Below are 25,046 nucleotides of genomic sequence, written 5' to 3'. Positions count from 1 at the left end.
GTGGCGCTCGACGACGGCTCCCGGGGCGAGCTTCATCTCCTGCTGTTCCCGGCCGGCGACGGCGTGTGGCGCGTCTCGGACGTGGACGGCGGTGCACACCTCTATCGACGCCCCGCCGGAAACGATTTCGGCGCGCCTCAGATCACGGTTTGGGACCAGCTTTCGCGCCGCGTTCCGGGGCCCGCGTCACGGTCCGCGATCGGCTGTCGCTGAGTTGCCGCTCAGGATGCGCACAACCGCTGGCCAGGGGACGATGCAACGAACGGCCCGACAGCGGGACTATGCCGTACCGCTGCGGCGAGGTTTGCGGGTTTTCGATAGCGTGCGGTGGTGTTGACGGTCAGTGGGGCGGTCGTCGCTTAAGTTGATCACCCGTCAGAGTGGTCTCTAGCTGCAAGGCTGAGTCCGTGGGTACCATCCCGGCGGCGCGGCGGCGCGCTGATCGGGACGGGTGGGGGAGACAGCAGTGGAGAGTCCGTCGCAACTGGCGGTGGATCTGGGCACGACCCACACGGTGGCAGTGGTCGGGCGTTCCGGTGAGCCTCCTGAGACGCTGCTGTTCGACGGCTATTCGCTGATGGACTCGGGCGTCTATCTGGACGCCGAGGGCAACATCGTGACCGGCATCGAGGCGGCCCGGCTCGGCGCCGAGGACCCGGTCCGCTACGAGCCGCACCCCAAGCGCCGCGTCGGCGAGGGCTCGATCCCGCTCGGCGGCGTCGAGGTCCCGGTCGTGGTGCTGCTCAGCGCCGTGCTGTCCCGTGTCGCCTACGAGGCCCGGATGGCCGGCGTCAACCCGGACGGCGCGCTCCTGACCTGCCCAGTCGGCTGGGGCCGCCAGCACCGCGAGATGCTCACCGACGCGGCGCGCCGGGCCGGCATGGGCGAGGTGCGGCTGCTCGAGGAGCCGGTCGCGGCCGCGGTCTACTGCACCCAGGTCGAGGGCCACCACGTGCCGTTCGGCGGTTCGATCGCGGTCTTCGACTTCGGCGGCGGCACGCTCGACGTCACAGTGGTCCGCCGCGAGATCAACGGCTGGCAGGTGGCAAGCACCGGCGGCCTCGCCGACCTGGGCGGCGTCGACATCGACATCGCGCTGCTCGACCACTTCCGCCGTCACCTGGCCCGCCGCGACCCGGACACCTGGAAGCGGCTGTTCCGCCCGCGCACCGCGGTCGAGCTGCGCGCCCGCCAGGACTTCCGCACCGAGGTCCGCGGCGCCAAGGAGGCGCTGTCCCGGAACGCGGCCGTGACGGTCCGCGTGCCCGGCTGGGAGCGCCCGCTGCACATCACCCGCGAGGAGCTGGAGTACGTCGCCGAGCCGCTCATCGCGCGCGCGGTGGAGGAGACCCGCCGCGTCGTCGAGGCGGCCGGCGTCTCGTCCTTCCTGCTGAACTCGCTGATGCTTGTCGGCGGCTCCAGCCGCGTCCCGCTCGTCTCCACCCGCCTCTACGCGCGCCTCGGCACCACACCGTCCGTGCCCGAGCAGCCGGAGCTGCCGGTCGCGGTGGGCGCGCTTGCGTACCACAGGCTCAGCCGCAACGAGGAGACCGGCGACCTCTCCCAGGTCGTCGCGATCACGCCGGCGTCCGGCCATGTGACGCGCGCCGGCGTCGGCACGTCGAACTTCCGGGTCCCGGTCGCGAACCCGAAGCTGCGGCACCTGCAGAAGCGCTGGCTCGGCGCGGTGCGGAACGCGTTCAAGCCCGTCAAGGAGTGACGGCGAGCGCCTCCGCCTCCGCCTCCGCCGACAGCAGTCTGGCCAGCGCCTCGGCGGAGGGTGAGCCGGGGGCCGCGTGCATCAGGACCGCCTCCAGGCCGTCCGAGCCGACGATTGCGAACTTCTCCGCCATCAGGTGCAGATCGCCGAGCACCGGGTGGCGGATGACAGTCGACGAGCCGTGCCCGCGGTGCACCTCGTGGCGGTCCCACAGCTCCCGGAACAGCGTGCTGGCCTGCGACAATTCGCTGATCAAGGATTGCAGGCGCGCGTCCGACGGATCGGTGCCGGCCTGCGCCCGCAGGTGGGCGACCATCGCGGCGGCGCCCCGCTCCCACTCCGGCGCGTGCACCCGCGCGGACGGCTCGGCGAAGTGCACGCGAAGCCAGTTGACGCCCGGCGTCACAAGCGGGGTCAGCCTCCGCGCGGGCGGGTTCACGGCCAGGATGTCGTGGTACCTGTTGATCACGAAAGCGGGCACGTTCAGCCCCTCGATGAGCAGGCCGATACCGGGTGGCACCGTGTCCTGCGCCGACCGGCCGGTGCGACGCGGCGGCGGGGCGGCCAGCGCCAGCAGGTGGGCGGTCGCGTCCGCGTCGAGCCGCAGCACCCGGGCCAGCGCGGAGGCCACCTGCGCGGACGGGCTGCGATCCCGGCCCTGCTCCAGCCGGAGGTAGTACTCCGCGCTGATCCCGGCCAGCAGCGCCACCTCCTCGCGCCGCAGGCCCGGCACGCGCCGCAACCCGTGGCCGGGCGCCAGCCCGACGTCGGCCGGCCTGACCAGCTCACGGCGGGCGCGGAGGAAATCGCCGAGGGCGTTGCCGTGCTCCATGCCGACCACGGTATCCCCCGCACTACCAGGAACAGCGGCGACTGCCGCGTCGCGTACCCGCGGCAGAGGCTTGTGGTCATGACAACACGCACGTGGTTCATCACCGGGGTCAACAGCGGGTTCGGCCGGGAGATGAGCCGGCAACTGCTTGAGCGCGGCGACCGGGTCGCCGGCACGGTCCGCCGCGACGGCTCGGCCGACGACCTTCTGAAGGAGCACGGCGACCGCTTCACCGTGTCGCGCCTCGACCTGACCGACACCGCACGCATCCGCCCGGTCGTCGATGAGGTCTTCGCGCGGCTCGGACGCGTCGACGTGGTCATCAACAACGCGGGATACGGGCTGTTCGGCGCCGCGGAGGAGCTCACCGACGCGCAGGTGGAACACCAGATCGCCACCAACCTCCTGGGTACGATCCAGGCGACCCGGGCCGCGCTGCCACACCTGCGCGCCCAGGGCGGCGGCCGGCTGATCCAGATGTCGTCAGTCGCCGGGCTGGCCGCGCACGCCGGCGCCTCGCTCTACCACGCGAGCAAGTGGGGCCTGGAGGGCTTCTCCGAGGCACTGGCGCAGGAGGTCGCGCCGTTCGGCATCGAGGTGACACTCGTCGAGCCGGGCGGGGCACGCACCGCGTTCGCCACCACAAGCCTCCAGGTGGGTACGCCGCTGGCCGACTACGGCAACGCGCCGTCCGCGATGGTGCACGGCATCAAGGGGCACGGCGACCTGCTGCCCGGTGACCCGGCGAAGGTCGCCGCGGCCGTGATCGCGAGCGCGGAACAGAGCCCGGCGCCGCGGCGGGTGGTACTCGGCAGCGACTCCTACCAGGGCGTGACCGCGGCACTCCGGGCCCGGCTGGCCGAGATCGAGCCACAGAAGGCCTCCGCCGCCGCGACGGACGCGTAGGCGGGACCGCGGGCGGCCCAGATCGCGGGCGCCCGGCCGGGCAGGGCCGGGCGCCTCGCATGATCAGCGTACGACGTCGAAGACCTGCTTCTGGATTCCGTTGCTGTAGACCTCGTGCTCGGTGAGCCGCAGCCTGGTCAGGTCCTTGTCCGCGTCGCTGAACAGCCGCTTGCCGGCGCCGAGCAGCAGCGGGAAGACCAGCAGGTGGTAGCGGTCGACCAGGCCGGCGTCCGCGAGCGCGGCGCCGAGCGTGGCGCTGCCGTGCACGGAGATCGGGCCGCCCTCGGTCTCCTTCAGCGTGGCGACGTCCTCGATCGATCGCAGAATGGTGGCCGGCCAGCGCTCGTCCTCGCTCTGCAGGGTGGTGCTCACGACGTACCGCGGCATGCTGTTGTAGCCCTTGAAGTCCTCCACCATGGTCGGCCAGACCGGGGCGAACGCCTCATACGACCGGCGGCCGAGCAGCAGCGCGCCGGCCTCCTCCTGCTCACGGCCCTTGATCTCGTACGCGGCGGGGTCGAACTCGACGCCCTTGAAGGTCCAGCCGGAGTTGCGGTAGCCGGCCTCGCCGCCGGGCGCCTCCATGACACCGTCCAGCGAGACGAAGGCGGTGACGATCAGGGTTCGCATCAGATGACTCCTCAGGTGGGTTCCTGCCAGTTGGTCGAACGGCGCCCGCCCGCTTTCGACATGCCGTCTCGAAAATCCTGGCATCCGTGCCCTCGGCGTGCAGCATCCTGATCCGCGGCGTGTCGCCCGGGCCTTTTTAGCTAGGCTAAGGATCGTGGTGAGGGAGCTGTGACCAGGCGCGCGCCGAAGGCCGGCATCGACCGGGATGTTTCCAAGAGCTGGTTGCGGCGGGCGTGGCCGGTGCTGCGGGCGCATCAAGGGCTGCTGATCACGTCGCTGGCGCTGTCGTTTGTCGGGTTGATCGTGCAGGTGCAGATTCCGGATCTGGTGCGGCGCGGGATCGACGAGGCGCTTGTGGACCGGACCGCGCGGCTGGAGACCTATGTCTGGCTGATCGTGGGGCTTGCGCTGGCGCAGGGTGTGATCAACTTCCTGGCCCGGCTGTACCTGCTGCGCACGGCGTACGAGATGGAGTACGACCTGCGCAACATCGTCTACAGCCATCTGCTGCGCATGCCGTTCGCGTTCTACGACCGGGTGCAGTCCGGTGAGCTGATGTCGCGGTCGAGTTCGGACATTCGCGCGGTGCAGATGTACCTGGCGTTCGGACCGTCGATCGTGGTGCAGTGCCTGATCGCGGCGGTGGCGTTCGGGCTGATGCTGACGATCAACGTGCCGTTGGCGATTGTGGCGATGGCGACCATGCCGTTGATCGCGGTGGTCGGGTTGCGCATGCGCCGGGCGATCTTCCCGGTGTCGTGGGTGATCCAGGCGCGGCTGGCCGGGCTCGCGACAGTGGTCGACGAGAACATCCAGGGGGTACGGATCGTCAAGTCGTTCGCGGCCGAGCAGCGGCAGGTGGACGCGCTGGCCACGGCCGCGGACCGGGTGCGGTGGATCTACATGCGCGACGCGCGGATCCGCAGCCGGTGGAATCCCGTGCTGGACAATCTGACCCGGATCGGGCTGGCGCTGGTGCTGCTTGTCGGCGGCCTGATGGTGATCGACGGCAGCGCCACGGTGGGCACGATCGTGGCGTTCAACTCGTACGTGCTGATGCTCCAGCCGCCGTTCCGCATGCTCGGCATGATGATCATGCTGGGTCAGCGTGCGGCCGCGTCCGCCAAGCGCATCTACGAGATCCTCGACCTGCCGCCCACGATCGTCTCGCCGCCGGACGGGGTCGAGGCCACCATCGAGGGCGCGGTGCGGTTCCACGGCGTGTGCTTCGACTACCCCGACGGCACGCGCGCGCTCGACGGCCTCGACCTGGCCATCGACGCCGGTGAGACCGTCGCGATCGTCGGCGCGACCGGGTCCGGCAAGTCCACGATCGGCCGGCTGATCGCGCGCTACTACGACGTGACGGCCGGGAGCGTGACGATCGACGGACGAGATGTCCGGAATTATCATCTCGAAACGCTCCGCCATCAGGTCGGCATCGTCCCGGACGAGCCGTTCCTGTTCTCCGTCTCGCTTCACGACAACATCGCGTTCGGCAGGCCGGAGGCGAGCCGCGAGCAGGTGCGGGCCGCGGCGCGGGCGGCCGGCGCGGACGACTTCATCGAGCACCTCGACCAGGGGTACGACACGGTCGTCGGCGAACGCGGCTACACGCTCTCCGGCGGTCAGCGGCAGCGCGTCGCGATCGCCCGCGCGCTGCTTGTCAACCCGCCCGTGCTGGTGCTCGACGACGCCACAAGCGCGGTCGACGTGGCCGTGGAGCAGCACATCCACGACGCGCTTCGCAGCCTCATGCGCGGCCGGACCACGATCATCGTGGCGCACCGGCTCGCCACGATCGGCCTGGCCGCCCGCGTCCTGCTCGTCGACCACGGTCGCGTCGTCGCGGACGGCACGCACGCGGAACTGCTCCGGACCGAGCCACGGTACGCCGCGGTGCTGGCGACCTTCTCCGCGGAAGAGGAGACGAGAGCGTGAGCATGTTCGGCGGCGGTTTCGGCGGGCCGGGCGGTGGGCCGGGGTCGGGCTCGCCCGGCGGCTTCACCGGCAGCGGCGCCGGGCGGAACGCACGCAATCAGTCCGCCGCCCTACCGTTCGCGGGAATCCCGCCCGAGCTGGCCGACGGCGTGGCGCGCCTCGAAGCCTCCGAGCCGGAGCGCCCGCCCGCGCACGAGCCGTTCAGCTTCGCGCCGGACGGCGGCCGGATCTCGCTCTGGTCGCTGCTGTCCGGCCGTCCCGCGCTGCTGATCACCGCCGCGGTCGCGGTCGGGGTCGAGGCGCTGCTGCTGCAGTCCGGGCCGTACCTGGTGCAGATCGGCATCGACCACGGCATCCTGGCCCGGAACACGACAGTGCTCGTCGCAAGCGCGGTCGCGTTCCTGCTCGCGGTGGTCTGCACCGCGCTCGCCACCGGCGTCCGGGTGCGGCAGAGCGGCCGGCTCGCCGCCTACGCCACCCGGGACCTGCGGGTGCGGGTGTTCGCCCAGCTCCAGCGCATGTCGCTCGAGTACTACACGCGGGAGAAGGCCGGCGTCACGATGACCCGGATGACCTCGGACGTGGAGGCGTTGCAGCACCTGCTGCAGGAGGGCGCGGCGCAGTTCCTGATCCAAGGGCTGACCATGGTCGTGGTCACCGCGGTGCTGTTCCACTACCACGCCGGGCTGGCCGCGATCACGCTGCTGATCGTGGTGCCGCCGCTGCTGGCGTTGACGCTGTGGTTCCGGCGGGCCGCGAACCACACGTACAACAGGCAGCGGGACACGATCGCGGCGATGTTCGCGCACCTGTCCGAGAGCCTCTACGGCGTCCGGGTGATCACCGCCTACCACCAGCGGGTACGGCACGTGCTCGGTCACCGCGAGGTGGTCGGCGCGTTCCGGGACGCGAACGACGCCACCGGCCGGATCAACGCGGTCTACGGGCCCGGCACGTCGGTGATCGGGCTGCTCGGGCTGGCCGCGCTGCTCTGGATCGGCGGCCGGATGGTGCTGCGCGGCGAGTTGACCATCGGCGAGCTGACCGCGTTCGTGCTCTACCTGAACGCGTTCTTCCTGCCGGTGCAGCAGCTTGTGCAGTTGTACACGAACTATCAGCAGGCCCGGGCCGCGATCGGCAAACTCCGCGGGCTGCTCGGCACGCCTCCCGGCGTACCCTCGGGGGATGTTGATCTTCCGCTGGTAAGAGGTGAGATCGTTTTTGACGCGGTCACGTTCGGCTACCGGCCCGGCCGGCCGGTGCTTCATGACGTGTCGCTGCGGATCGCGCCCGGAGAGACCGTGGCCTGCGTGGGACCGACCGGTGCCGGGAAGTCCACGCTCGCCAAGCTGGTGGCGCGCTTCTACGACCCGTCGTCCGGCGTGATCGCCATCGACGGGCACGACCTGCGGACCGTGTCACTGCCGTCGCTGCACCGGCAGGTCGGCGTGGTGCCGCAGGAGCCGTTCCTGTTCGCCGGCACGCTGCGGGACAACCTGGCGTTCGCCGGGCCGGACGCCACCGACGCGGAGGTGCGGGACGCGGTAGCGGCCGTGGGCCTGGACGACCTGGTCGCGCGCATCGGCCTGGACGGTTTCCTGCACGAGCGCGGCCAGTCCGTGTCGTCCGGCGAGCGGCAGCTGATCGCGCTGGCCCGCGCGTTCCTGGCCGCGCCGCGCATCGTGGTGCTCGACGAGGCGACGTCAAGCCTCGACCTGCGCAGCGAGCTGCGGGTGGAGGCCGCGCTGGACCGGCTGCTGGCGGGCCGGACCGCGATCCTGGTCGCGCACCGGCTCTCCACGGCCCGGCGTGCCGACCGGATCCTGGTGGTCGAGGACGGCCGGGTGGTCGAGTCCGGGCCGCACGCCGCGCTTGTCGCCGCCGGTGGACGCTACGCCGCGATGTACGCCACCTGGGAATCCACCGGTCCGGGTATCGCGCACTGAAGCCGTGCGCATGATCGCCGCGCCCGGCTGACTCTCGAGAGTGGAATCGGCGCGCGGATGCCGGTCGGGCCGGTACGGGATGTCAGCATGGTGCGGTGGATCCGTTGAGCCTCATCGAGACGCAGCCCGGGCAGTTCTCACTGACGTTGATCGCCGGCAGCACGCCGGTCGACGGGGTGATCTCGGAACTCGGCCACGAGCCGAACGGCTACTTCTGGGAGGGCGTCGCCCAGCTGCTGGTGCGTGCGGAGGCGCCGCACCTGCTGGGCCGGTTCCGCTACGACCCGGAGGGCGGGCTGTTCAGCGCATACGGGCAGGACCGGGGCGCGCTCGAGGAGCTGGCCGCGCACCTGTCCTCGGTTGCCACCGACGCGGACCGCACCCGCCGCCTGGTCACCACGGCCGAGGCTGAGGGCTTCGCCTTCGACGACTAGCCGCGACCGGCCGTCAGGCCGCGAGCAGGACCGCGCGCCGGTGGGCCGGGCTCGCGGCCGTGACGGTCCAGGCGAACTGCACCGAGACGCCGGGCTTGAGCGGGCCGTCGCTGCGCCACTCGAAACGGTCCAGGTCACCGACCGGGGTCATGGTGGCGGGCGGGTCGAGCGGGCGGTCGCCGCTCATCGAGGAGAGCTCGCCCGCGACGCGCATGGCGAGGCGGCGGGGGAACTCCAGGCGGACCACCAGCTGCTTGGTGAGCCAGCGGACCTCGCGCTCGAACCAGTCGCCCCAGTGCGTCTCGGGCAGCCGATAGCCGTACTCGACGACGCCGCGCTCGCCCGGGTAGATCGGCTCGTGCAGGCCGAAGCGGCGGAACCGGATCGCGATGTCGCGGCGCCACTCGCTGACCCGCTCGACCTCCCAGGTGACCGGGCGGCCGTTGTAGCGGGCGTAGAAGGCCAGGTCGCGGTCGGTGATCGGCTGCGCGGAGTAGAGGCGCTTGGCGGCCTGGTAGTCGTCGGGCGCGGCGTCCGGCGCGACGTGCGCGGGGAACCAGGTGACAGGCGCGCCCGTGCGGTTGAGCAGGTGCCGGCGGATGGTGATCTGGTAGCTCTCCGAGACCTCGTCGTAGCGGACGCTCGCCTCCTCGCGCTCCACGATCAGCTCGGCCGAGCCGGGCGACGCGACCTCCGCCTCCCGGGCGATGCCGGCGCGCCGGACCGGGTCGGCCGGGTCGCCGTGCCGGGCCTTCACGCACAGCTTCAGCAGCTCACCGTCCGCGCCGAGCACCGCGTCCGCGCGCATGGCGAAGTTCGGCGTGGGGGCGCATCGGCCGCTGACGATGTGGCTGACATACGACGGGTGGAACTGCATGGCGGCGGCGAGGTCCTTGTTGGTGAGGCCGCGTGATTCTTGAAGCGTTTTGAGAGCGACGCGGAATTCCCTTTCATCCGCCGCCTCACGCCACCCAAGATCAGTCATGACCTTTCCACCTCCAACTTAGACAACGAGTATTGCCACGATTACCGGCGCGGCGCAACCCTCTATCCGAGGCGTGGTCCTCCAGAGTAGCGATCAAGCTTCTGAGCTGGTTAAATCGATGGCGTGCGGCCCCGCGATCGGCCACCTGGCAGATCGCCTGGAAGCACTATGGACAATCGCTTCTGGGGGCCTGGCATTTGACGACCATGCAAATCCATACACAATTAGTTCTCCGCAATACGGACGTTACATATGCGTTATTCGGATTTCCGGGGGACCGAGTCGGCACCACATAGGTGATCTTTCGGACACCGCGCGGAGGTTTCCCGCGTGGAAGGTTCACCCGGCACCGCGGGCGGGCGTCAGGCGAAGCGTTCGGTGGCGATCGGGACGAGGCCGCGGGCACGCGCCTCCCGGGTCAGGTCGGCGAGCACCGTGCCGACCGAGTCGTCACCGCCGTCCGCGAGAAGCGCGGTGAGATCGAGCGCCCAGGCCGCACCGTTCGCCACGCGGCGCAATTCCCAGCTGAAGACATCGGCACCGGCCCGCCGGTCACCCCGGTAGGGCGTGGCTGTACGCGCCGCGAACAGCACCCGGTAGACGCGCTGCTCCTGGGACCCCTCCGGCACCTCGTCCGGCCCGAGCCGCAGCGGCGCCGTCCGAGCCGCCGCCGCGACGTCCAGGAACGCGGCCCGCAGGTCGGCCTCGGACGGAAGCACCTCGCCGTGCGCCGCCTCCGCACCCGCCCGGTCCACCGCCGTCACACGGGCGAGCAGCCCCGGGTCGCCGCGCAGCGCCCGGCTGAACGCGGCACAGCTCACCCACCGGCGCACGTCATGATCCCACGCGGCGGCCCGCAGCCCGACCGTCACATGGTCGCGGTCGCGCGTGAACTCCTCGACCAGCACTGTCGTCCCGTCGAGCAGGTAGTAGTCCACGCGCGCAGAGGCTACCGCCCGCTCAGCCCCGGTGGTCGCCGAGCAGCCGGGTGGCAAGCACCGCGGCCTGGGTGCGGCGCTCCAGGCCCAGCTTGGCCAGCACGCTCGACACGTAGTTCTTCACCGTCTTCTCCGCCAGGAACATCCGCCCGGCGATCTCGCGGTTGGTCAGGCCCTCCGCGACGTACTCAAGGATCCGCCGTTCCTGCTCGGTGAGCGCGCGCAACTCGTGCGGCTCCTCCACGCCGGCGCGGATGCGCTCAAGCACCCGCTGGGTCACCGCCGGGTCGAGCAGCGACTGCCCCCGCGCCACCCGCCGCACCGCGTCGACCAGGTCGTTGCCGCGGATCTGCTTCAGCACGTACCCGGACGCGCCCGCCATGATCGCGGCGAACAGCGCCTCGTCATCCTCGTACGACGTCAGGATCAGGCCCTTGATCGACGAGTCGACCGCGCGCACGTCCCGGCACACGTCGATCCCACTGCCGTCCGGCAGCCGCCCGTCCAGGATCATCACGTCCGGCCGCAGCGCCGGAATGCGGCGCGCGGCCTCCTGCGCCAGGCCGGACTCACCGACAATCTCGATGTCGCCGGCCGCACCGAGCAGGCCGGCGATACCCCGGCGCACGACCTCATGGTCATCAAGGAGGAACACACGAATCACCCCTCCTTTCTACCGCCGCCCCCACCTCGCCTACAGGGCCGAAGGTCCTCAAGTGTTGCAGCGCCGAAGGTCCTCAAAAATCGCAGCGCCGAAGATCCACAAAAGCTCCCAGAAGATCAGAGCCGCTCTCCCGCTTCCAGCGTGGTCCCGCCCCGCGAGCTCCCGCGGCCGCGGATCCGCGGGTGGTAAACCCCCTGGTGTGCAGCCCTCGCGGGCTGAATCAGAGCGCGAGCAACGCGACCCGGCGGCCGCCGGGTCAGTAGCGGAAGCCGGATACCGCGGTGCGGAGTTCGCCGGAGATGCGGGCGAGGTCGCCGGCGGCGGTCTCGGTGGCGTGGGCGGCCTCGCGGGTGGCGGCGGTGACCTGGACGACCTCGCCGATCTGGCTGCTGATCTGGGAGGTGCCGCCGGCGGCGCGGTTCAGGTCGGAGGTCATGCCGTTCGTGGTGGCGGACTGCTCCTCGACGGCGGAGGCGATGGTGTTCTGGTAGTCGTTGATCCGGCCGATGATCTCGCCGATGCCGGAGATCGACTCGACGGCGGTGCGCGTGTCGGCCTGGATCGCCTCGATGCGCCGACTGATCTCCTCGGTGGCTTTCGCGGTCTCCTGGGCCAGGTCCTTGACCTCGCCGGCGACGACCGCGAAGCCCTTGCCTGTCTCACCGGCGCGGGCGGCCTCGATCGTGGCGTTCAGCGCGAGCAGGTTGGTCTGGCCGGCGATCGCGGTGATCGTCTTGACCACGGTGTCGATCTCGGCGGAGGACAGGTCGAGTTTGGTCATCAGCTCTTCGGCCTGGGCGGCGACCCGGACCGCGTCCGCGGCGACGCCTGCCGCCTCGGTGGCGCTCACGGCGATCTCCCGGATCGCGGCGCCCATCTCCTCCGCGCCGCTTGCGACCGCGCTGACGCCGGCGGTGACCTCGCCCGCGGCCTCGTCGATCGAGCTGACCCGGCCGGACGCCTCGTCCGTGTTGCTTGACAGCGTACGGCTGGCGGCCTGCAGGTCGGTGGAGCGTTCGGCGAGCCCGGCGCTCGCCTCGGCAAGCGTGCGTACAGCCGCGCGCATCTGGCCGTTCGCCTGCTGCACGGCGCGGGACATCCGGCCGATCTCGTCGCCGCTGCTGTCGGCCGCGTGCTCGGTCAGGTCCCCGGCGGCCATGCCGGCCAGCACGGTCTCCAGCGCGGACAGCCGGCGCACAAGCACCCGGGCGACGAGCAGCGAGAACCCGCCGGCGAGCAGCACGCCGACGGCCAGCAGGGCGACGATGAGCGTGCGCGCCTGGTCGGCGGCGTCCCGGGCGGCCGCGGCGGTGGCGGTGGCGTGCTTCTGGGAGAGGTCCTTGAGCGCGCTGAGGTGTTCCATCGCGGTGACGATGGACGGGTTGAGCGTGCCGCTGCGGAACGCCTGCCACTCCTCGATCTTGCCGGCCTGCTTGAGCGCGGAGGACTGCTTGCGCAGGTCGAGGTAGGTGGCCCAGGAGCCCTCGAACGTGTCCATCGCCTCGCGCTCGCCGCCGGTGACGGTCAGCCCGCGGTACTCCTCCAGGCGCACGGTGACCTGGTCCAGGTTCGCGGTCGTCTCCTCCGCGTACGCCGCGACCTTCGCCGGGTCGGTGCCGGTCAGGTTGGAGAGGCTGGCCCACCGCGAGTGCCAGATCAGCTGCTCGATGTCCTGGACCACGCTCAGCGGCCGCAGCGCCTGGTCGTAGACGGCTTCGGCGTGGTCGGCGATGGTGTGCATCCGCACGACGCTCACGCTGCCGACGACCACGGCGACGATCAGCGCGACCGCGGCCGTGGCCAGCAGGCTGGTCCGCATACTCAAGGAGCGCATTCCGGCACCCACCTCTCTTCCTCCCCCATGTCGGCGGGAAGGACGAGGGCCTTAGCGCACGGTCAGGACCAGTTTGGCGCTGGCGTGCTCCTGTTCGAGGTGATTGACCGCTTCGGCAGGCGCACGGCGGGCGGGTGCCGGTGCGGACCGCGCCGGGCGAGGGGGTGGCGGTGCCGCGTAACTGAGAGGAACGCACACCGGTTTGTCGCACTATCCGGGTGCGGACGATCCGGCGCCCTACGGTGGCCGCATGAGGATTCAGTCGAGCGCGATGGCCAGGGGTGTCGTCGATCGCTTCAACGGGTGTGTGGTCGCGTTGCAGGAGTCGCCGCGGTGGGGGCGGATCGTGCGCCGGCGGCTGACCGTCCTGTCCTACGCCGGGCCGAGGTCGGGGCGGGCGTACAGCTTCCCGGTCGGCTACCGGCGTACCGGGGACACGGTCCGGATCGACGTGATGATCCCGGAGACGAAGGGCTGGTGGCGGGTGTTCCTGGGCGCGGGCGGGCCGCTGACGCTGCGGCTGGACGGCGCCGAGGTGCCGGGCCACGCGGTCGCCCGCCGCGCGTCGAAGGACCGGGTGATCGTCACGGTGACGATCACCCGGGACCATTCCTAGCCGAGCGAGACGGTCACGTCGTCGATCGCGCCGCCGAACATGGTCTTCTTCGCGTTGAGGTTCTGCGCGCCGACACGCAGCGGCAGGTTGTTGGCGATGCTGACTGTCGACGGGACCGCGACCGAGCCCTTGTTCTGGCCGTCCACCCAGATGATCAGCTGGGTGGCGGTGCGCTGGCAGGTGACCGTGTGCCACTTGTTGTCGAGCACGCCGGCGGACGACTTGGCGATGTAACGCTTCGCACCCTTGCCGGCGCCCGCTACCACGCAGGACGGCAGCTTCTTCTTGCCGCCGATCTGCAGCTTCCACTGGCCCTGGGCGTCCGCGACGCCCTTCTGGAGCAGGTTGGACTCGCTGCCCACGGCCGCGGCGGACGCGGCCAGCGACAGGCCGAACGAGAACGCCTTGGTGCCGGGGTCGAGGTCCGGGTCGTCCTGGCCTTCGAGGAGCACGCGGGCGCACTTGGTGGCGTTGTCCGCGCAGCGGGCCGGGAAGGTGAGCGCCTTGCCGTCACCGTGCGCGACGTACTTGACCGCGCCACCGTCGGCGGCCCGCATCTTGAGCGGGACGCCGCGGCCGGACAGGTCGTTGACGGTCGCGGCCGCCGCGTCGAACGAGTACTTCGCCACGATCACGGGAGCCGCCGTGGCCGGGGCCGCGGCGGCCGGGGTGGCCGCCGAGAGCACCACGGCCGCCGTCATCAGCAGCGAGGACAGTGTCTTGTTCATGCCGGGCAGAGTAGTTAGGGACGGTTTGCCCGGGAAGTAGACTCTCCGTCCCCAAAAGGGCGATAAAAAGACAGCGTGGGTACGCATCCTTTGCGCGACCACGGCAGCCGCGCTCACATCACACCACGGCCACCACGCTCACAGCACCACGGCCACCGCGCTCACAGCACCGCCGCGTCCTCCGCGAGCATGCAGACCGCGACCAGCCGGAGCAGGTGCCACTCCGCGGTCAGCCAGTCCATCGCGGCGACGTGCGCGCCACCCGGGTCCGGCAGGAACCGGCCGGCCCGGCGTGCCGCGGCGGCGATGGACCGGCCGTAGGCGGCCAGGGACGGCGCGTCGACGGCCCGGCCCGCACCGCGCAGCGACTCACGTACCGCGGCGGCGTGCTGATCCACCGCCGCCAGCAGGCCGGCGTTGGCGTACGCGGCGGTGATGCCGTCCACGCCGACGCGGGCCATGATCTCGTCCAGGAAGAGCAGGTCGGCGTTGAGCAGGAGCTCGGCGTCGAGGCCCTGGGCGGTCACGGCGGGGATCTCGTTGTTCATGCGCTGAACGTTAGGCAGTAAATACGCGGAGTGGTAGACCGGTAACTGAATGACAACCAACTGCACCCGACCCGGCTACCGCTGAGAGAGAAAACTGCTGGAAAGCGGACAAAGTCTATGACGCACCGGCCAGGAGGTGCTTCAGGGCGCGCCGCACCAGGTCGTCACGCGACCCGGCGGGCAGTCCTTCGAGGCCGAAGCCCAGGTAGACGGTGTCCGCGGTGGTGACGATGCCGCCCTCCTCGAACGGCGGGCCGGTGCGCGCCCAGGGTGCCGGGCCGGCCGGCACTGCCCAGCCGCCCAGGTCGGTCTCGAACGAGGTGGACGCGGCCGGCGTACCGGAGACCTCGACCGAGGCGTCGTCGACGAAGACGCCGAGCCCCGTCGTGCCCCAGTCCGTCACGTAGGTGATCGAGACCTCGACCGTGGAGCCGGCGTAGGCGGACAGGTCGAACCGCCAGTCCTGCCAGCCGCCGGACGAGCCGGTCGCGGCGTTCCACCGGCCGGTCGTCCCCACCGCGGTGCAGGTCTTCCCGGAGCTGGTGAGGTACCGGGCCAGGGACGGGTGCAGGTCGAGCAGGCCGGCCCCGCAGCTCTCCCCCACGTCGGTGCCGGTGTGCCCGCCGGCCTCCGGGAGCGTGGTCCAGTCGTCCTTCCCGGCGCGGTGAGCCTCGACGATCAGGAAGTCCCAGCTCTTCTCCGTGTCGTGCGAGACGGCGAAGCGCAACGCCGCGGTACCGTCGGCCGGCACCGTGACGGACCTGGTCAGCCGCTTGTACGCGGAGCTGGTCTCGCCGGCCCAGGCATACTTCGCACCGGTCCGCGGCAGGAACGGCGCCGGGCCGGGGCGCACCCAGCCGCCGCCGATCCGGGAGTCACCGCGGGCCAGGAACGATGCGGTGTGCTTCTGCCCGGCGTCGAGCGTGCCGGTCCAGCCCTTGAACGCGCCGGAGGTGCCGGTAAGCGCGTGCGGCGTGTGGTCCGCGCCGTTCGTGCCGCCGTTGTCGATGTACTTCTCCGCGCCCAGCCAGTACTGCGGGAAGTCGTTGAACAGCCCGAGGCAGCCGGTCGAGGACGCGTCGGCGCACTCCGGCGGCGCGCCCGGGCGGAAGACGAGCCCGCCGTTGAGCGACTGCGGGTAGAGCGCGCTCTGGCCGCCGAGCAGCAGCTTCCCGCCCTCGTTGAGGTAGTCCCGGACGGCCGTCTCGGTGGCGGCCGCGGCCGCGGCGACAGTGCCGGCCGGCTGGCCCTTGTCGCGCGGGATGCTGTCCTCGCCGGTCTCCCAGACCACCGCCTTGTAGTGGGAGAGCACGCCGAGGTGGTGCGGCGCCTTCCGGCCGTGCCTGTCCAGGTCGTAGACGTCCGTGTCGTAGCCGGCGGCCCGGACGGACGCGGCGTGCAGATCGGCGTACCGGGCGGCCGCGCCGGGCTGCTCCGGCACGGCGCCTGTGACGTCCTCGGCCGCGAGGATCAGCACGTCACCGCCGATGTCGTCGGCGACGGTGTAGGTGAAGCGCGGCGAGACCACCGTGGCGCCGCCGGCGTCCTGGCCGGTGAACCAGACCTCGACGCGATCGCCGGCCTGCTGCTTCGGCACGGTGCCGCGGATCTCCGCGTAGTAGTCGGTGCCGTCCGTGCCGTAGCGCGAGCCGCCCTTCCACTCCCGGGCGGAGGCGCGCCGCGGCGTACCCCCGTTGATCCTGAACTGGAGTTCGAGGCGGCGCAGCGAGCGGCGGGCGACGGCCGCGACCTGCTGGGAGGTGCCGTAGGAGACGTCGAACGGGTCGGCGGCGAAGTCGGGGGTGCTGCGGCCGACCGAGGAGGCCGGACGCGCCGGGTCCTTGGCGGAGGAGGCGACGGAGAGCGCGAACGGCAGGTTCTTCGCGAACTCGGCCTGGATCAGGTTCTCGTCGTCCGGGAAGGTGAACTCGCTTGCGCAGTCCTCGGCCTTCCAGCGGTCATCGGGTACGGCGTCGGAGGCGCTCTTGCAGGTCGACATCTCCGGTGTGAAGCCGAGCGTGCCGTACTTCTCGGTCGCGTGCGAGTCCGTGTCGCCGTTCGTGGTGTAGAGCTCCGCGGACAGGTCCGGGTCGTACCCGGGAACAGCTGGTTTCGCGTCGTCGCCGGCCAGCGCCTGGTAGATCACGTCGTCCGGCGAGGGCGTGCCCACCTGCCAGCCGACGCCGTAGAGCAGCAGTTGCGCGGCGGAGTGGTAGTTGACGAAGAACTCGAAGCCGACCCGGGCGAACAGCGAGTCGAGTGCGCGCGTCTCCGGCTCGGACTCCGGCGCGGTACCCCGGTAGGTCTCGGCGGACGGGTCCTTGGACGAGCCCTCGTCGTCGTAGCCCCACTTGTAGCCGAAGTTGCGGTTCAGGTCGACGCCGTCCGTGGTGGTGATCTTCCCGTCGCCGTCGTTGTCCCGCAGGTTCTTGCGCCAGAGCCGGTTGCCCTCGGTGAACGTGTGGTCGTAGCCGTCCGGGTTCGCGACCGGCAGGAACCACAGCTCGGTGGTGTCGAGCAGCCGGGTGATCTCCGGGTCCGTGCCGTAGGCGCCGAGCACGTGGTGGTAGAGCCGCCGGATCATCTCCGGTGTGATCCACTCCCGGGCGTGCTGCGCGCCGGCGTAGAGGACCGACGGCCGCTTGCCGTCAGCGACCGTGCGCGCCGCCTTCGTCACCTTCACCGCGAGGATCGGCTTGCCCTGGACGGTACGGCCGATCGTCTCCACCTTGGTCAGGTCCGGGTAGCGGGCCGCGGTCGCGGTCAGCTCGTCCCGGATCCCGCCCGCCTCGCTGTAGGAGCGGAACGCGGTCCAGCCGGCCCGGGCCTGCGCGCGCAGGTTCTCCGAGGCGCTCTCGCCGCGGATCGTCCTGGGCGTGAGCCGCACGCCCTGGCCCGCGAGCCGGCCTGCCTGCCGCGCGGAGAGCACGGCCTCGATCCCGCCGGCGTGGTCGACGTCGACGCCGCTCGCGCGCAGGCTGGTGAGCTGGTCCGGCGTGACAGTGCCGGTGTAGACATCGAGGGTGTCGCGCCGGTCGTCCGCGTGAGCCGGCTGGGCCGGTCCGAGCGTGGCGACCAGCGCGAGCACCATGGCTGCCGCTGCCCTCATCCGTACCCCCGTGATGTGTCGCTTCTGATCGGATAACGACCGGGGGTGGGGTCAGGAAAGCGGGTTCACCCCCTTGATCGACAGGACGTGCCAGGCGGTCGCCGCGACGTGCCGGCTCGGGTAGTAGCCGGAGTCCGCGAAGCCGACGTGCAGCGGGCTGGACGCGGCCACCACGCCGGCCCGCTCCGGCAGCGCGCGGCCGGCCACGGTCTGGCCGGCGCCCAGCTCGGTCTGCGCGTCGGTGATCGGGTCGCGTTCGCGCAGTGCCCGGCGCGGCTCCCCGGCGGCCCGCAGCGCGACCGCGTATTGCGCGGTGCCCTCGAACCAGACGGCCTGCGGGTCCGGCGCGGGCAGCCCTTCCTCGATCGGCGTGGCCGGGTCGGCCTGCGGGCTGCCGGTGCTGACGGTGATGCCGCGGAAGTGCTGGCGGCCGGTGAGCGCGCTGTTCGGCGCGTCAGGTGTGTCCGCGACGCGCAGGCGGCAGTCGACGAACAGCAGCGCGCCGCGGTGCCGTTCGTCGCGCAGCGCGAGCCACGGGTGGGTCTGCGCCTCGAGCGTGCGGGCGCCGTCGTCCCGGGTGTCGCCGTCCGGCGATCCGGCCGAGAAGCAGCACTCCTCGTCGCCGACGATCCAGGCGCGTTCGACGAACCGGCGCGCGTTCTCCTGCTCCTTCGTCCAGTTGAGTCGCGAGAAGAGCGTGTAGAGGTCGGCGTTGTGGACTGTGGACTGGCCGGGGCTCGGCGCGCCCTGGCGGGTCAAGCCGAGTGTGTAACCGCCGAGCTTCCCGCGCGAGGCGGCCTCGTCGCGCACCCAGGCGGCCAGCGCGGTCGCGCCCTCCAGGTAGCGCCGGTCGCGGGTGCGCCGGTGCAGCGACAGCAGCGCGAGCCCGGCCCACGCCTGATCGCCGGTGTAGGCAGCGGTGAACCGGAACGGCCCGCCCGCGTCGACGGCACCGTCCGGTCCGGTGAAGCCGTGCGCCCAACTGCGGTCCCCCCGGCGGTACGGCGCGGCCGCGTACGCCTGCCGCAGCGGCCCGGTCCCCCACTCCGGATCGTGGGTGCGCGCGTGCAGCAGCCCGTCCCCGATCGCGCGGGCCCGTTTGAAATCCCCCAGCACGAGGAACGCGAGGATGGCGAGCGCGGCATCGTAGGTGAACGCCGTGCTCATCAGCCCGACCTGATCTGAGTACGACTGCGGAAGCCGCGGGCCGTCCCGCTCGTGGACATCGGTCATCACGTCGAGAAAGCGCGCCGCCTGCACCCACGGCACGGCCGCCCGCGCCTGCCCGGCAGGTAACGCGGCCGCCACCAGTCCTCCCGCCGCGGCTTTGAGAAGTCCGCGACGACCACCAGCTGACACCATGGAGAAACCCCCGTATCTCCGCCCTTTATGCACCTTTTACCCGACAGCTGCATGACACAAGGCACGCCACGCCGCCCGGCGTTGAATAGTTGCCTTCCAGCAAGTATCTTTCTGCGCGGGAGGGGATTATTCGTGCGTCAACACCGGGCAGTCCTAGGGACTGGCCTTCCGGAACGCCTCGAGGCCGCGGCGCAGTGCCGCGCGGTCCTCCGGCGTCATCCGGGACAACACCTCGGCCAGCCGCTCCCGCCGCCGGCTCCGCAGGTCTGCGAGCAGCCGGCGGCCGGACGACGACAGCCGCACCAGCACCTCACGCCGGTCCTCGTCGGACTGGCGGCGCTCCAGCAGCCCGGCCGCGACCAGCCGGTCGGACAACCGGCTGGCGGACGAGAGCACCACGCCGAGACGCTCGGCCAGGCCGCGCAGATTGATGCCGCCGGAGATCTCCTCAAGCGTCAGCATGGCCCGCAGCTGCGACGCCGACAGCCGCTGCGGCAGCACGTCGTCGTCGAGCGCGGCCAGCAACCCGTTCGCCGCCGCGTCGACGGCGGCGGCGTCCGGGACACGGTCGGCACCCATGGTGCAGGCAAGACTATCCTCGTTCGCCCGCGGGAGGCACGATGCACCATCGCCTGATCGGGGCCCAGCGGACGCTGATGTCGGCACCCGCCCACCAGATCGTCGAGCACCTCGCCGAATTCCTGGCGAAGGAGTACGCGGTCGGCACGTACGAGCTGTACCAGGTCGACTACCGGCTGAGCGAGCTGGTGCCGCTTGACGGCGGCGCCGCCGTGACCCACCCGGGCGCGCCGGCCTGGCGCGCGTTCGACCACCTGGCCGAGGTCGTCGACGGCGGCACGCTGTGGCTGCCCGTCTCCGTGCGCGGCGACCGGCTCGGCGTCGTACGCCTCACCCCCGCCCCCACCGAGCCGGACGTCCGCGCGGAGCTGGCCGAGATCGCCGGTCTGCTCGCGCATGCGCTTGCCGCGGCACGTGAGGGCACCGACAGGTACGCGGTCGCGGCCCGCACCAGACGGCTGACGCTCGCGGCCGAGATGCAGTGGGGTCTGCTGCCCGGGCGGGCCCGGACCGGGTCGGCGTTCGCGCTGGCCGGGCAGCTGGAGCCGGCGTACGCGGTGCGCGGCGACACGTTCGACTGGTCCGACGATTTGGGCCGGCTGCAGGTCGTCGTGGTCAACGGGCACGGCGAGGGCGTCGAGGCCGCCACGCTCACCTGCCTGGCGATGAACGCGCTGCGCAACGCCCGCCGCGCCGGCCTGGACATCGCGGACCAGGCCATGCTTGCCGATCAGGCGATCTACTCGTACCACCGGGGCACGCTGCACATCGACGCGGTGCTTCTCGACCTCGATCTGGCCACCGGCGTCGTCACCGCTGTCGACGCCGGCTCCCCGCGCCTGAGGCGCCTGCGCGACGGCGAGGTCAGCCCGGTCACGCTCGACGCGCAGGACCCGCTCGGCATGTTCGACGGCACCATGTACGCCACCCAGACGTTCACGCTCGCGCCCGGCGACCGGCTCTTCGTGGTCAGCGACGGCATCATCGACGCCACCGCCCGCGGCGTCCGCTACGGCGAGGGCCTGCTCGACCGCTTCCTGACCCGTAGCGGCGCGCTCTCCCCGCTCGCCGCCGTCCGCTCCGTCATCGGTGACCTCCGCGCGTTCATCGGCGGCGAGATGATCGACGACGCGGTCGCCGTCTGCCTGGACTGGACCCCACCCGACCCAGGATCACATTGAGGCCTACCATGACCGACCTGGTGCTGCGGCAGAGTGGCCGCCCCGACGCGCCGACCATCCACGTGGCCGGCGAGATCGACGGCGCCACCGCGCCCATGCTCGAGCAGGCGCTGCTGAAGGCGTTGTCCGCAAGCCCACGGCAGCTGCGCATCGACGGGTCCGAGGTCACGTTCTGCGACTCCCGGGGCCTCGCCGCGCTGATCGCCGCCTGGCGCTATGCCGCCACCACGAACACCGCCCTGTCACTGCACCCCAGCCCCCGCCTGCGCCGCGTCCTCACCCTCTCCGGCGTGGACACGCTCCTCGACCTGGCCTGACCGCGGTGGTTCGTCCCGGCCACCCACGGGCCCGCGGCCCGCGGGAGCGTGCGGGCCGGACCACCGCGGAAGCGGGACCATGAAGTCAAGGCCCTATCCGCGGTACGCGCGCCGCGTCACCAGCAGGAGCACCAGCCCGGCCGCGCACAGCCCCGCGCACATCGGGTAGGCCCACCGGATCCCGACCGTGGTGGCGACGCCGAGCAGCGGGCCCGCCACCACCGCGCCGATCGTGTAGGTGTTGCTGTAGAGCGTGGTCGCCCGGCCCGGCTCGCGCGGCAGCATGTCCTGGACGTAGGAGATGCCGATCCCGGTGACCGCCGCGATGTACCCCGCGTTGAGCACCTGCCCGGCGAGGAGCATCCACACGTCGGTGGCGAGTCCGGCGAGCCCGTAGTAGAGCGCCCCGAACACCGCGCCGCCGAGCACGAGCCCGCGCAGCGGAAGGCGGGTGGCGAGCGCGCCCGAGCCGAGCATCAGCGGGATCTCGAGCGCCGCGCAGAGCCCGAGGATGAGCCCGGAGTCGCGGGTCATGCCCTGCAGGTCCTGCGTGATGAACAGCGGCAGCGCCTGGATCCCGAGCGTGAGCGGCGTCTGCAGCAGCGTGAAGCCGGCGATTGTCACCGCGAGCACCCAGCCCGGCGCGTTCTCCCGCAGCGGCGGCCGCGGCGGGGGCACGGCCTCACCGGGCATGGCCTCCGGCGCGGCCCCGGCGGCGACCGGCGCATGCGTGTCCCCGGCCGGCACCGGCGGCGGCTCCGCGAGCCAGGCCAGCGCCACAAGCGTCGCGGCCCCGAACGCGCCCGCGGCCAGCAGGTACACCCAGCGGAACCCGCCCACCGACTGCACGACTGCAGCGACCGGCGGCCCGGCCACCCAGGCGGCCGAGTAGAGCGTGCGAAGCGTGGAGATCGCCATCGCGGAGCGCCCGGAGTCGACCCGGGCCAGCGCCTGCCGCGCATAGGCGAACGACTGCGGGAACGTGGTCTGGGCGAAGGCCGTCAGCGTCACCGCGAGCAGGATCAGAACCCAGAAGTCGCGGACGTACGCGGTCGCCACCATCCCCGCCACGCCGGCCGCCCCGGTCGCGATCAGCAGCGGGCGCCGGATCGGATACCTGTCGGACAGCCGGCCGACCACTGTCGAGACGCCCACGGACGCGAGCGGCGACGCCACCAGGAACATGGTGATCTGGGCCGGGCTCGCCTCCACCTCGGTGCTCAGGAAGAGCGAGAGCAGCGGCGCGAACACCGCACCGGACAGGCCGGCCGCCACGCAGATGACGGCGAGAGGGAGGAGGAGCCGCCTCAGTTCGTGCAGGGGCCGCTGCTCAAGATCGCTCGACACCGGCCCCAGGCTACGCCCCGCAGTCTCATCCCACCGGAGGGTAGGGGTTCGCGGCGAGCAGGTGGGCGAGGTGCGCGGTGTTGGCGGCGAGCGTCTTGGTGGCGCTGCCTGTGGTGTCCGGCCGCGGCCCCGCGTCCTTGTAGTCGAGCTTGCCCATCGCCTCGCCGACCCAGTACGTGGACCCGGCCGCCGCGGCAGTGAAGCCGACGTCGTTGAGCGCCTGCAACACCTCCGCGACGACGTGGTGGGCGCCGTCCTCGTTGCCGACCACCGCGACGGCAGCGACCTTGCCGAACGTCAGCATCCGCCCTTGATCGTCGGTCTCGGACAACTCCGCGTCCAGGCGCTCAAGCACGACCTTGCACACGCTTGACGGCTGGCCCATCCAGATCGGCGTGGCGATGACCAGGATCTGCGCGTCGAGGATCGCTGCGCGGATGGCCGGCCACTCGTCGCCGTCCCCCTCGTCGGTGCTCACGCCGAACTTGACGTCGTGGTCCGCGACCCGGATCACCACGCCCTCGACGTCGTGGTCGGCGAGCGCGGCGAGCACCTCGCGGCCGAGCAGTTCGGAGCTGGACTGGCCGGACTCACCGGCGGAGGAACGGAGGGAACAGCCGAGGACGACGGCGCGCAATGTCATGAGCCGCGCATACCCCGCCTGCCGGGCTAGAAACCGAGGCCTGCCGCGGCCGCCCGGCGAGGCGTGCAGGCGCCCCCGGCCAGATCGTGCTCGGCCAGCAGCCCGTCCACCACGGCGGTGATCAGCGCCACCACGTCCGGCGGCGGGCCGGCCAGGCCGTCACGGTGGGCGAGCGTGCCGGGCGTCGGCCGCAGCGGCACGACGAACGGGTGGATGCCGCGCCCGATCAGCCGCTCCGCGCCCTGGATCAGCACCTCCGGGCGTTCGCCGAGCCCGATCAGCAGGCAGGTGGAGACGCGGTTGCGGCCGAAGACACGAACCGCGTGCTCCCAGGCGGCCTCGTACTGGGCGAGCGGGACCCGGGCCTTGCCGGGCAGCCAGCGGCGTCGCAGCCGGTCGTCGAGCGACTCGACGTTCATGCCGATCGCGGTGGCGCCGGCCTCGCGCAGCAGCCCGAGCGCGGACAGGTCGGCCGGCGGCTCGCAGGTCACCTGGATCGGCAGCGCCGGCCCGACCTCGGTACGGATCGCCCGCACGCAACGGGCCAGGTAACGGGCGCCGCGGTCCGGGCCGGAAGTGGTGCCGGTGGTGAGCGAGACGCCACGAGCACCATCCAGCCGGACGGCCGCCCGCACCACCTCGGCCAGCTGGCCAGGGCGTTTCACCGGCACCGTGCCGGGCAGGTCCTCGATCGCGCAGAACCGGCAGCGGGCCGCCTCGTCGTAGCGCACGCACGTCTGCACGACCGTCGACGTGACGAGGCCGGGCTCGGGCATGCGGGCGATCCGGTGGTACGGGGTGCCGTCGGCGGTGACGAGATCGTAGAAGCGCGGGACCGAGAGGGCGGCCATACCCGGAATCTTCGACGCTCACCTATATCGGATGGGTTTCTCCGGCGAGAAACCCGGGTTAACCCCGGCTCACGTCCACTGTGGCCTCCCGGTGAGGGAGGCCACCACGTCTGATGTCAGGGCAACTCGTCCTCGCGTGGCTTGCGCACCACGTCCTCGTACCGCCGATGGCTCGCGCCGTAGATGGCGAAGTTCAGGCGCGCCTCGTCGAGGCTGAGATCCCCGTTCGGACCACCCTTGACGACCTTCGCGTCCTGGTCGGTCGATCCGTCTTCTGTCCAGAAACACACCGGGCACGTACCGCCGCCGGTTCGATATCCGCAACACGCGCACGGGCTGACTACAAACTGCTCCACCCCGGTTACCTTGCCATGCCGCCCCCCGCACGGGTAGACCGAGGCTCCCGCCGCAACAAGGGTGTGACAGAGACTCCGGCGCAGGAGTATCCGGAGCCGCGAGCGGCGTGGATGGGTCCGTTCACCCCCAGGATTCTTGTGATCCAGGTCACAACTGTGCGTGAGCTGTACAAATGTGGATCTCCCCGAAAACTGTCGAACCATCCAGCCGCCCGCACGCGTACTCCTGGGCGCCTCGCTAAAACACCCACCCGCCGCCTTTACCGCGGCGGCGGAACCTAAGGATCTGACGATGCCTCGATTCGCTTTCTCCCGCCGCAAGGTGCTGATCGGCGCCGGCACCGCCACCGTCGGAATCGGTACCGCCGCCGTCGCCGGATTCGCAGCCGCGCGGGAGAACGGCTCCGACAACGGTGACGCGATCGTGGTCCAGGTCGTCAACGCCAAGAACGGCGAGCTTGCCATCTTCGTCGGTGACCGCGTCGTCCAGATCAAGGACAAGGGCCTCGCGTCCGACCTGGTCAAGGCGTCCAAGAAGAAGTAACTCCCCCTCGCTCACCACTCTCCCGACTTCGAAGA

Annotated in this window: 25 protein-coding genes; 10 read left to right on the top strand and 15 right to left on the bottom strand. The window is 71.5% G+C overall.

Going from position 1 to position 25,046, the window contains the following annotated elements:
• The gene (locus ACIA8K_RS20405; protein ID WP_396061309.1) at positions 1 to 213 is read left to right on the top strand and encodes a hypothetical protein; all 213 of its coding nucleotides are present in this window, start codon (positions 1 to 3) and stop codon (positions 211 to 213) included.
• Between the two features lie 253 nt (positions 214 to 466).
• Positions 467 to 1,720, top strand: a complete 1,254-nt coding sequence (locus ACIA8K_RS20400) for an Hsp70 family protein (protein WP_396061307.1) — start codon at positions 467 to 469, stop codon at positions 1,718 to 1,720.
• Here ACIA8K_RS20400 and ACIA8K_RS20395 read toward each other — a convergent pair.
• On the bottom strand, positions 1,710 to 2,552 hold the full coding sequence (locus ACIA8K_RS20395) for a helix-turn-helix domain-containing protein (protein ID WP_396061303.1): 843 nt from the start codon (positions 2,550 to 2,552) through the stop codon (positions 1,710 to 1,712). The two genes, ACIA8K_RS20400 and ACIA8K_RS20395, sit on opposite strands and share 11 nt — an antisense overlap.
• Before the next feature lie 78 nt (positions 2,553 to 2,630).
• Between ACIA8K_RS20395 and ACIA8K_RS20390 the strand changes: the two genes are divergently transcribed.
• Positions 2,631 to 3,458, top strand: a complete 828-nt coding sequence (locus ACIA8K_RS20390; RefSeq protein WP_396061301.1) for an SDR family oxidoreductase — start codon at positions 2,631 to 2,633, stop codon at positions 3,456 to 3,458.
• Positions 3,459 to 3,521: 63 nt separating this feature from the next.
• Here ACIA8K_RS20390 and ACIA8K_RS20385 read toward each other — a convergent pair whose 3' ends face one another.
• Complete coding sequence (locus ACIA8K_RS20385; RefSeq protein ID WP_396061298.1) at positions 3,522 to 4,088, bottom strand: dihydrofolate reductase family protein; 567 nt, start codon at positions 4,086 to 4,088, stop codon at positions 3,522 to 3,524.
• Between the two features lie 168 nt (positions 4,089 to 4,256).
• Between ACIA8K_RS20385 and ACIA8K_RS20380 the strand changes: the two genes are divergently transcribed.
• The 3 genes from ACIA8K_RS20380 (at position 4,257) to ACIA8K_RS20370 (ending at position 8,409) form a co-directional block, all read left to right on the top strand.
• Positions 4,257 to 6,029, top strand: a complete 1,773-nt coding sequence (locus ACIA8K_RS20380; RefSeq protein ID WP_396061295.1) for an ABC transporter ATP-binding protein — start codon at positions 4,257 to 4,259, stop codon at positions 6,027 to 6,029.
• A gap of 2 nt (positions 6,030 to 6,031) precedes the next feature.
• Entirely contained in the window at positions 6,032 to 7,975 is a 1,944-nt protein-coding gene (locus ACIA8K_RS20375; protein ID WP_396061628.1) for an ABC transporter ATP-binding protein, read from the top strand.
• A 95-nt stretch (positions 7,976 to 8,070) separates the two neighbouring features.
• Positions 8,071 to 8,409, top strand: coding sequence for an Imm51 family immunity protein (locus ACIA8K_RS20370; RefSeq protein WP_396061292.1), 339 nt, complete (start codon positions 8,071 to 8,073; stop codon positions 8,407 to 8,409).
• 13 nt (positions 8,410 to 8,422) lie between these two features.
• Here the strand turns inward: ACIA8K_RS20370 and ACIA8K_RS20365 are convergent, their stop codons facing one another.
• From ACIA8K_RS20365 to ACIA8K_RS20350, 4 genes are all read right to left on the bottom strand, one after another.
• Positions 8,423 to 9,394, bottom strand: coding sequence for a helix-turn-helix domain-containing protein (locus ACIA8K_RS20365; protein WP_396061290.1), 972 nt, complete (start codon positions 9,392 to 9,394; stop codon positions 8,423 to 8,425).
• Between the two features lie 362 nt (positions 9,395 to 9,756).
• Positions 9,757 to 10,332: a hypothetical protein gene (locus ACIA8K_RS20360; protein WP_396061287.1), complete on the bottom strand. Its 576-nt coding sequence runs from the start codon at positions 10,330 to 10,332 to the stop codon at positions 9,757 to 9,759.
• A 22-nt stretch (positions 10,333 to 10,354) separates the two neighbouring features.
• The gene (locus ACIA8K_RS20355; RefSeq protein ID WP_396061284.1) at positions 10,355 to 10,996 is read right to left on the bottom strand and encodes a response regulator; all 642 of its coding nucleotides are present in this window, start codon (positions 10,994 to 10,996) and stop codon (positions 10,355 to 10,357) included.
• Between the two features lie 256 nt (positions 10,997 to 11,252).
• A complete protein-coding gene (locus ACIA8K_RS20350) occupies positions 11,253 to 12,830 on the bottom strand; it encodes a methyl-accepting chemotaxis protein (protein WP_396061282.1) in 1,578 nt (525 codons plus the stop codon).
• 250 nt (positions 12,831 to 13,080) lie between these two features.
• Between ACIA8K_RS20350 and ACIA8K_RS20345 the strand changes: the two genes are divergently transcribed.
• A complete protein-coding gene (locus ACIA8K_RS20345) occupies positions 13,081 to 13,446 on the top strand; it encodes a hypothetical protein (protein ID WP_396061279.1) in 366 nt (121 codons plus the stop codon).
• On the opposite strand, the gene ACIA8K_RS20340 is transcribed toward ACIA8K_RS20345, so the two are convergent.
• The 5 genes from ACIA8K_RS20340 to ACIA8K_RS20320 form a co-directional block, all read right to left on the bottom strand.
• Entirely contained in the window at positions 13,443 to 14,174 is a 732-nt protein-coding gene (locus ACIA8K_RS20340) for a LamG-like jellyroll fold domain-containing protein (protein WP_396061276.1), read from the bottom strand. The two genes, ACIA8K_RS20345 and ACIA8K_RS20340, sit on opposite strands and share 4 nt — an antisense overlap.
• A 161-nt stretch (positions 14,175 to 14,335) precedes the next feature.
• Entirely contained in the window at positions 14,336 to 14,722 is a 387-nt protein-coding gene (locus tag ACIA8K_RS20335) for a DUF6401 family natural product biosynthesis protein (protein ID WP_396061273.1), read from the bottom strand.
• 115 nt (positions 14,723 to 14,837) lie between these two features.
• Positions 14,838 to 17,831: a M14 family zinc carboxypeptidase gene (locus ACIA8K_RS20330; RefSeq protein WP_396061271.1), complete on the bottom strand. Its 2,994-nt coding sequence runs from the start codon at positions 17,829 to 17,831 to the stop codon at positions 14,838 to 14,840.
• Between the two features lie 51 nt (positions 17,832 to 17,882).
• A complete protein-coding gene (locus ACIA8K_RS20325; RefSeq protein WP_396061269.1) occupies positions 17,883 to 19,139 on the bottom strand; it encodes a hypothetical protein in 1,257 nt (418 codons plus the stop codon).
• A gap of 207 nt (positions 19,140 to 19,346) precedes the next feature.
• Positions 19,347 to 19,772 carry a MarR family transcriptional regulator gene (locus ACIA8K_RS20320; RefSeq protein WP_396061267.1) on the bottom strand — a complete coding sequence of 142 codons (426 nt, stop codon included), beginning with the start codon at positions 19,770 to 19,772 and terminating at the stop codon, positions 19,347 to 19,349.
• Between the two features lie 41 nt (positions 19,773 to 19,813).
• On the opposite strand from ACIA8K_RS20320, the gene ACIA8K_RS20315 reads away from it, so the two are divergent.
• Positions 19,814 to 20,953 carry a PP2C family protein-serine/threonine phosphatase gene (locus ACIA8K_RS20315; RefSeq protein WP_396061265.1) on the top strand — a complete coding sequence of 380 codons (1,140 nt, stop codon included), beginning with the start codon at positions 19,814 to 19,816 and terminating at the stop codon, positions 20,951 to 20,953.
• A gap of 8 nt (positions 20,954 to 20,961) precedes the next feature.
• A complete protein-coding gene (locus ACIA8K_RS20310; RefSeq protein WP_396061263.1) occupies positions 20,962 to 21,270 on the top strand; it encodes an STAS domain-containing protein in 309 nt (102 codons plus the stop codon).
• 93 nt (positions 21,271 to 21,363) lie between these two features.
• Here the strand turns inward: ACIA8K_RS20310 and ACIA8K_RS20305 are convergent, their stop codons facing one another.
• The 4 genes from ACIA8K_RS20305 to ACIA8K_RS20290 form a co-directional block, all read right to left on the bottom strand.
• Positions 21,364 to 22,617, bottom strand: a complete 1,254-nt coding sequence (locus ACIA8K_RS20305) for a sugar efflux transporter (RefSeq protein WP_396061261.1) — start codon at positions 22,615 to 22,617, stop codon at positions 21,364 to 21,366.
• 25 nt (positions 22,618 to 22,642) lie between these two features.
• Complete coding sequence (locus ACIA8K_RS20300; protein ID WP_396061258.1) at positions 22,643 to 23,260, bottom strand: flavodoxin family protein; 618 nt, start codon at positions 23,258 to 23,260, stop codon at positions 22,643 to 22,645.
• A gap of 26 nt (positions 23,261 to 23,286) precedes the next feature.
• Entirely contained in the window at positions 23,287 to 24,111 is an 825-nt protein-coding gene (locus tag ACIA8K_RS20295; protein ID WP_396061255.1) for an MSMEG_0568 family radical SAM protein, read from the bottom strand.
• Between the two features lie 116 nt (positions 24,112 to 24,227).
• Positions 24,228 to 24,671, bottom strand: coding sequence for a CPCC family cysteine-rich protein (locus ACIA8K_RS20290; RefSeq protein WP_396061253.1), 444 nt, complete (start codon positions 24,669 to 24,671; stop codon positions 24,228 to 24,230).
• A gap of 88 nt (positions 24,672 to 24,759) precedes the next feature.
• Here ACIA8K_RS20290 and ACIA8K_RS20285 point away from each other — a divergent pair, with 88 nt between their 5' ends.
• Positions 24,760 to 25,011 (top strand): hypothetical protein, encoded by a 252-nt coding sequence (locus ACIA8K_RS20285; RefSeq protein ID WP_396061251.1) that lies wholly within the window; start codon positions 24,760 to 24,762, stop codon positions 25,009 to 25,011.
• Positions 25,012 to 25,046 lie beyond the last annotated feature (35 nt).

Source organism: Catenuloplanes sp. NPDC051500, from assembly GCF_044454585.1.
Lineage (GTDB): Bacteria > Actinomycetota > Actinomycetes > Mycobacteriales > Micromonosporaceae > Catenuloplanes.
Note: the sequence above shows the minus strand (reverse complement) of the source record. Positions and strands in the feature narration are given on the sequence as shown.

Coding starts and splice junctions, on each gene's coding strand:
- ACIA8K_RS20390 (WP_396061301.1), top strand. CDS start 2,631: ATGACAACACGCACGTGGTTCATCACCGGGGTCAACAGCGGGTTCGGC.
- ACIA8K_RS20385 (WP_396061298.1), bottom strand. CDS start 4,088: ATGCGAACCCTGATCGTCACCGCCTTCGTCTCGCTGGACGGTGTCATG.
- ACIA8K_RS20300 (WP_396061258.1), bottom strand. CDS start 23,260: ATGACATTGCGCGCCGTCGTCCTCGGCTGTTCCCTCCGTTCCTCCGCC.
- ACIA8K_RS20395 (WP_396061303.1), bottom strand. CDS start 2,552: ATGGAGCACGGCAACGCCCTCGGCGATTTCCTCCGCGCCCGCCGTGAG.
- ACIA8K_RS20335 (WP_396061273.1), bottom strand. CDS start 14,722: ATGAACAACGAGATCCCCGCCGTGACCGCCCAGGGCCTCGACGCCGAG.
- ACIA8K_RS20375 (WP_396061628.1), top strand. CDS start 6,032: ATGTTCGGCGGCGGTTTCGGCGGGCCGGGCGGTGGGCCGGGGTCGGGC.
- ACIA8K_RS20365 (WP_396061290.1), bottom strand. CDS start 9,394: ATGACTGATCTTGGGTGGCGTGAGGCGGCGGATGAAAGGGAATTCCGC.
- ACIA8K_RS20340 (WP_396061276.1), bottom strand. CDS start 14,174: ATGAACAAGACACTGTCCTCGCTGCTGATGACGGCGGCCGTGGTGCTC.
- ACIA8K_RS20350 (WP_396061282.1), bottom strand. CDS start 12,830: ATGCGCTCCTTGAGTATGCGGACCAGCCTGCTGGCCACGGCCGCGGTC.
- ACIA8K_RS20320 (WP_396061267.1), bottom strand. CDS start 19,772: ATGGGTGCCGACCGTGTCCCGGACGCCGCCGCCGTCGACGCGGCGGCG.
- ACIA8K_RS20285 (WP_396061251.1), top strand. CDS start 24,760: ATGCCTCGATTCGCTTTCTCCCGCCGCAAGGTGCTGATCGGCGCCGGC.
- ACIA8K_RS20345 (WP_396061279.1), top strand. CDS start 13,081: ATGAGGATTCAGTCGAGCGCGATGGCCAGGGGTGTCGTCGATCGCTTC.
- ACIA8K_RS20295 (WP_396061255.1), bottom strand. CDS start 24,111: ATGGCCGCCCTCTCGGTCCCGCGCTTCTACGATCTCGTCACCGCCGAC.
- ACIA8K_RS20310 (WP_396061263.1), top strand. CDS start 20,962: ATGACCGACCTGGTGCTGCGGCAGAGTGGCCGCCCCGACGCGCCGACC.
- ACIA8K_RS20330 (WP_396061271.1), bottom strand. CDS start 17,831: ATGAGGGCAGCGGCAGCCATGGTGCTCGCGCTGGTCGCCACGCTCGGA.
- ACIA8K_RS20290 (WP_396061253.1), bottom strand. CDS start 24,671: ATGGTTCGACAGTTTTCGGGGAGATCCACATTTGTACAGCTCACGCAC.
- ACIA8K_RS20315 (WP_396061265.1), top strand. CDS start 19,814: ATGCACCATCGCCTGATCGGGGCCCAGCGGACGCTGATGTCGGCACCC.